This window comes from Dietzia sp. DQ12-76, assembly GCF_014145045.1.
Lineage (GTDB): Bacteria > Actinomycetota > Actinomycetes > Mycobacteriales > Mycobacteriaceae > Dietzia.
Genome location: NZ_JAALDV010000267.1, coordinates 1 through 5876 on the forward strand (window position 1 = coordinate 1; position 5876 = coordinate 5876).

A 5876-nucleotide genomic window follows, 5' to 3' on the forward strand; every position below is an offset into this window, starting at 1 on the left:
GGCGCCATCGGCTCGGTCAGCGGTGGGTATCGACGCGCTCTATCCGGCCGCCCAGCGACCGCACCTTCTCGAGGAAGTCGGGGTAGCCACGGTCGATGTGGAACACCTCGCAGACCTCCGTCACGGCGTCTCCGCACATCCCCGCGAGGACCAGACCCGCACCGGCGCGGATGTCACTGGCCCACACGGTGGCGGAGTCGAGTCGTTCGCGACCCCGGATCTTGGCATGGTGACCGTCCGTCTCGGCATCCACTCCCATGCGCACCATCTCCTCGACGAAGCGGAAGCGTGCCTCGAAGAGGTTCTCGGTGATCACCGACGCGCCGTCCGCCACCGAGGCCAGCGCGATCGCCATCGGCTGGAGGTCGGTCGGGAAACCGGGGAACGGCAGGGTCCGTACATCCCGGGCCCGGGGGCGTCCCTCCTGCGTGACCCGCACCCAGTCCGATCCGGTCGAGACCTGTGCTCCCGCACCCCGGAGATTCTCCAGGACCACGTGGATGAACATGGGATCGATACCGGTGACGGTCACGTCTCCTCGTGTCATCACGGCTCCCATCGCCCAGGTGGCGGCGACGATCCGGTCCCCGATCACCCGGTGGCTGACCGGGCTCAACGACTCGACACCCTCGATGGTGATGGTGCTCGTCCCGGCCCCGCTGATCCGGGCGCCCATCTTCGACAGCAGGTCACAGATGTCGACGATCTCCGGTTCACGGGCCGCGTTGACCAGGGTCGAGGTCCCCCTCGCCAGGACCGCACCGAACAGGAACGTCTCCGTGGCGCCGACGGACGGGAACGCCAGGGTGTACCTGGCCCCCGTGAGTTCGGCCGCCTCGGCGAACAGTCGGCCGTGATCCATCCTCGTGGTGGCGCCCAACTTCTCGAGCGCCTCGCGGTGCCAGTTGAGCGGGCGATCCCCGATCGCGTCACCGCCCGGCATCGCCAGTTCGGCCCGGTGGTAGCGACCGACCAGAGGCCCCAGGATGCAGACGGACGCCCTGAGCCTCTGTGCGGCCCTGTCGTCGGAGACGTGCCCCAGGTCCGCCGGAGTGTCGATCACGACGGTGCCGCCCGAGATCTCGACGGCGCACCCGAGATGCCGCAGCACGTCCGCCATCGCGGGAACGTCGGAGATGTCCGGGCAGTTGGTCAGAGTGGTCCGGCCCTCGGCCATCAGCGCGACCGCCATCAACTTGAGCACGCTGTTCTTCGCGCCGGCGACAGAGACCTCGCCGGCCAGTCTGGTTCCGCCGGTGACGAGGAAGCTCTCCTCGCGGGACGTGGGGTTACCGCTCACGGGTCCACCTTAGGCGAGATGCGGGAGCAATCCGCGCAGCCCGGCGTCCGCGGCACGACGCGACGCCTCCGGCGGGACCACGCCACCGTGCAGCCGGGGCCGCGGGTCGGCGCGCGGGTAGGTTGGCGTCATGGCTGTGCACCTCACCAAGATCTATACCCGGACCGGCGACGACGGCACCACGGGGTTGTCCGATTTCTCCCGGGTGAGCAAGAACGACGCCCGACTCCACGCCTACGCGGAGTGCGATGAGGCCAACGCGGCCCTGGGGGTAGCGTTGACCTGCGGCGATCTGGAGAACCGAGTCGCACAGGTGCTCCGGGTCGTGCAGAACGACCTCTTCGACGCCGGGGCCGATCTCGCCACCCCGGTGGTCGAGGCCCCCAAGTACCCCCCGCTGAGGATCGAAGAGTCCTACATCGACCGACTGGAGGGGTGGATCGACGAGTTCAACGCGGACCTTCCCGACCTGACCTCGTTCATCCTTCCCGGTGGCACCCCCGGCGCGGCGTACCTGCACGTCGCCCGGACCGTGGTCAGGCGCGCCGAGCGAGCCGCCTGGGCGGCGACGGACGCCCATCCGGAGACCACATCCGTATTGCCGGCGCGGTACCTCAACCGGCTCTCGGACCTGCTGTTCGTGCTGGGGAGGGTGGCCAATCCGGACGGTGACGTCCTCTGGGTTCCCGGCGGCGAGCGGGGCTGACGGCGCCGGGTCCGGGAAGACGCCGGGTTCGACGAGCCGGACGGGCCCACCGACCGGCGATCAGGGCAGCACGCCCATCCTCCGCGCCGCGTTGACCGCCTCGAACCGGGTGTGCGCGTCAAGCTTGCGCATCACCGAGCGCAGGTAGCTCTTCACGGTCTCCGCGCCGATACCCATGTCGGCGGCCGTCTCGATGTTCGTCTTCCCCTGCGCGACGCAGGCGAGAACGTCCAGTTCGCGGCGGGACAGACGAGCGGTCGGCATCTCCGGCGGCGGGGAGACCATCTCGGCGCAGATCCGTTCGAGCTCGGCCCGTACGTCCGGATCCTCGGTCCGCGAGGCCAGCATCCTCAGTCGCGCGTGGGTATCGCGCATCCGCTCGTTGGACAGGACGTCATCCCAGCGCCCCTCCCCCGCGCCCGGCCCCATGGGGGCGGCGCCACGGGCCGCGAGTGCGTCGTTGACCGCGATCTCCTGCTCGAGCGCACGAGCGGTGGCCGCCATCTGGTTGAGGACCTTCTCGCCGAAACGGACCGAGGAGTGAACGCCGGCGTAGAGGACCGCTCTCACGTCCTTACCCACCACGACCGGGATGGCCGCCATCGAGCGCAGACCCTCGGACAGAACCGGGAGATCGTACTCGTGGGTGATCACCCCGGCACGCTGGTAGTCGGCCACCCCGACCGGCTTGCCGGTGGCCATGACCCGACCACCGACGCCGGCACCGTAGTGGACCGTCAGGTCCTTCATCGCCGAGGTTCGCATTCCGAGGGACTCGGACAGCACGAGGGTGTGGCCCTCGCCGACGACCCCACCGATGGTCACCGGGATCCCGGTGGCCTCCCGCAGGGCAGAGATCGCGCTACGCACGGATGCCAGATCGCGCCGGCGACGCTGCGCATCACTCGCAGCGTTCCCTGCTGCACCACGGCCGGCGCTCTCCTCGTCCATGAGGTCTCCTCCCACGTCCGTGGCATACCCCCACCGCGAGTAGGGGACGACCCCCCGCACGTGCCACACATCACCTTAGTCAGCGCCACTATACGCACGTGGCCGGGCTGATGCCGACCTCAGGCGGAGGCCACCGACCGACTACCCCGGGGGTACCGTCACCGTCTTCCCCACCGGGGTGCGCTCAGGGGGTGAAAGCTGGATCGAATGCCTCGGGATCCTCCGGATCCACCAGCATCGCGGCCGCCCCGGTGAGAGGCGCGGCACGCTGTTCGTCGTAGATCCACTCCTCGACGTCACTGGCGTCCGGGTCACCCACGAGATACGGGTGTAGGCCCAGATCGGCCTCCGCGTCGACCGCCTCCCCCGGTGACAGCACCGCGTCACCGAGGAACGCGCCCACCTCGTCGTCGTCGAGATCGACGCCGATCATCACCACCCCCTCGGCGCCCTGTCCGCCCGCTCGCAGCTCGAGCCTGCGCCCCACCAGGGCCACCTCATACCGTCGCAGACCGTCGACGGTGGACAGGGTCACCGTTCCCTTGGCGCGGTAGACGCCGGCCGGCGGCGAGGCGAGCGCGGCAAGGAACCGTCGGGGGTGCAGGGGTCCGGCCGGGGCCACGGTGAGAGCCCGGTAGCCGTCGTGGAGGTGCGAGTGGTCGCGGAGATGCGAGTGGTCGTGGTTCCCGCGCTGTCCCTCCGCGGGCTCCGGATCTCCTGCCGCCCCGGTGGCGACGGACCGATCCGGCTCCATCCCGAGCAGCAGACCCGTCGGCACGGCCGCCCGGACCGCGGGCAGGACGGCGACCCGAGGGGCGTGCCGGCGGATCGTCTCGCGGATCCGGTCGAAATGGCTGCGGTCCACGAGATCGCACTTGTTGACCACCACGAGATCCGCCTCCGCCAGATGCGCCGCCAACCTCGGGTGCCGCTCCATCGCATCGTCGAGTCCCTCGGCGTCGACCACCTGGACCATCCCCGCGTGCCGCACGACCTCGCGTGGTACCTCGTGGACCATCCGCGACAGGACCGCCGGTTCGGCCAGACCGCTGGCCTCGATCACCGCCAGGTCGAGCCCGTGATCGGGCCCGGCCAGCCGGGCCAGGGTGTCACCTAGTTCGCTCGCGTCGACCTCACAGCAGACGCACCCGTTGGCCAACGAGATCATGGAGTCCACACGCCCGGCGACCGAGGTGGCGTCGACGTCGATCTCGCCGAAGTCGTTGACGATAGCGGCGATCCGCAACTCCGGCGCTCCGGATAGCAGGTGGTTGAGAAGCGTGGTCTTGCCGGCACCGAGGTAGCCGGTGAGGACCACCACGGGCAGGGGATCGCCGGGGGCGCGGCGCGCATCCGGGCGCCCGTCGCCACCCCCGGCGAGGTGCCCGCGTGGGGGCTGATCCCTCAGCGCCGCCACTCGGGCTTCCGCTTCTCGGCGAACGCCGACATCCCCTCGGTCTGGTCCTCGGTGGCGAAGAGCGCGTAGAAGGCGTTCTGCTCCGCGAGCAGACCCTCCTCGAGGGTGGTCTCGAAGGACCGGTTGACGGCCTGCTTCGCCGCGATGGCGGTGGTCTTGCTCATCGAGGCGATCTTCGCGGCGACCTTCAGGGTCTCGTCCAGCAGTTCCGCGGCAGGGACCACGCGGGCGACCAGGCCTGAGCGTTCGGCCTCGTCGGCGTCCATCTGACGGCCGGTGAGGCACAGGTCCATGGCCTTGGCCTTACCCACCGCGCGCGTGAGCCGCTGCGAGCCGCCCATACCGGGGATCACGCCCAGGGTGATCTCCGGCTGGCCGAACTTCGCGTTGTCGCCCGCGATGATCATGTCGCACATCATGGCGAGCTCGCAGCCGCCGCCGAGGGCGAAGCCGGACACGGCCGCGATGATCGGTGTGCGGGCGGCAGTGAGCCGCTTCCAGTCGCCGAAGAACCGTTCGAGGTAGATCCCCGGGTAGCTCTTGTCCTTCATCTCCTTGATGTCCGCGCCGGCCGCGAAAGCCTTCTCCGAACCGGTGATGACGATGCAGCCGACGTCGGGGTCGGAGTCGAGACCCTCGACGGCCTCGACGACCTCCTTCTCCATGCCACTGCTCAGGGCGTTGAGCGCCTTGGGTCGGTTGAGCGTGATGACCGCCACGCGGTCGTTGCGCTCCACCAGGATGTTCTCGAACTGCTTCTCCGTCACGGACATCGCGTGCTCCAGTCTGCCTCAGGGGATACTTGGACTTCCTTGTAAAAGCTCCGGGTCCGATGCTAGCCGGTCATCTGGCGAGCGGTCCCCCGTTCCACAGCCCCGACCGTACGGTCTCGCCGTGCTCCACCGTCGCGGTCCTCGCCCCGGGCACCAACGGCTCGTACCTCACCAGCGAACCCCAGTCCCGTGACCAGTCGTGCTCCAGGTAGGTGGGGACGGTCTCGCCGGCCAGGAGCAGCTCGATGAACCCGAGGGGCCCGCCGCCGTCCCAGGCCTGCCAGGTGTTGGTCGAGCTCACCGCGAGGTCCCGATCCGGCAGCACCCGGTACTCGGGCAGCTCGTGGACGCCGGCGAATTCCTCGAACGGGCGCAGGCAGGGGACGTGGAACGCCACCGCCCAGTCCGGCAGCACCGGTCGCGAGTCCCCGACCAGCTCCTGCATGGTCACCAACTCGGGCATCCGGGGAGGTGTCACCGCGATCCACCGCGACGGATCCGGGTCGAGGTCGCGCACCACGAGCCGGATGGCCGTGGCGTCGGAGGGCAGCATGTCGACCGGGACCCGGAGGTTCCGCCAGGACGGCGCCGGGCCGATGTCGATGGGCAGGACGGACCCGGCCGACTCGAACTGCTCGGTGGCGGCCGGGGCACCGGCTGCCGGAGCGGTGGCGGGAGCAGGGTCGGTGGCGAACTCCACGCGGATCGCGTCCGGCGCGAACGAGCCGG

7 protein-coding genes are annotated in these 5876 nt (G+C 69.9%); 1 reads left to right on the top strand and 6 read right to left on the bottom strand.

Translation table 11 applies throughout. The features are described 5' to 3' along the window. Positions 1-16: 16 nt before the first annotated feature. Together murA and G6019_RS17600 are read right to left on the bottom strand one after the other, a co-directional pair. On the bottom strand, positions 17-1300 hold the full coding sequence (murA, locus tag G6019_RS09800; RefSeq protein ID WP_182611949.1) for a UDP-N-acetylglucosamine 1-carboxyvinyltransferase: 1284 nt from the start codon (positions 1298-1300) through the stop codon (positions 17-19). A 9-nt stretch (positions 1301-1309) separates the two neighbouring features. Continuing rightward, positions 1310-1432: a hypothetical protein gene (locus tag G6019_RS17600; RefSeq protein WP_255458018.1), complete on the bottom strand. Its 123-nt coding sequence runs from the start codon at positions 1430-1432 to the stop codon at positions 1310-1312. Here G6019_RS17600 and G6019_RS09805 point away from each other — a divergent pair. Continuing rightward, a complete protein-coding gene (locus tag G6019_RS09805) occupies positions 1431-2006 on the top strand; it encodes a cob(I)yrinic acid a,c-diamide adenosyltransferase (RefSeq protein WP_182611950.1) in 576 nt (191 codons plus the stop codon). The two genes, G6019_RS17600 and G6019_RS09805, sit on opposite strands and share 2 nt — an antisense overlap. A 60-nt stretch (positions 2007-2066) precedes the next feature. On the opposite strand, the gene G6019_RS09810 is transcribed toward G6019_RS09805, so the two are convergent. The 4 genes from G6019_RS09810 to G6019_RS09825 form a co-directional block, all read right to left on the bottom strand. Next, positions 2067-2957 carry a LuxR C-terminal-related transcriptional regulator gene (locus tag G6019_RS09810; protein WP_107755814.1) on the bottom strand — a complete coding sequence of 297 codons (891 nt, stop codon included), beginning with the start codon at positions 2955-2957 and terminating at the stop codon, positions 2067-2069. 184 nt (positions 2958-3141) lie between these two features. Next, positions 3142-4374, bottom strand: coding sequence for a GTP-binding protein (locus G6019_RS09815; protein WP_182611951.1), 1233 nt, complete (start codon positions 4372-4374; stop codon positions 3142-3144). Further along, positions 4362-5147: an enoyl-CoA hydratase gene (locus tag G6019_RS09820; RefSeq protein ID WP_107755812.1), complete on the bottom strand. Its 786-nt coding sequence runs from the start codon at positions 5145-5147 to the stop codon at positions 4362-4364. The genes G6019_RS09815 and G6019_RS09820 overlap by 13 nt, the downstream gene beginning before the upstream one ends. A gap of 70 nt (positions 5148-5217) precedes the next feature. After that, positions 5218-5876 (bottom strand): arabinosyltransferase C-terminal domain-containing protein (locus tag G6019_RS09825; RefSeq protein ID WP_182627498.1); only part of this gene is annotated, 659 nt, incomplete at its 5' end.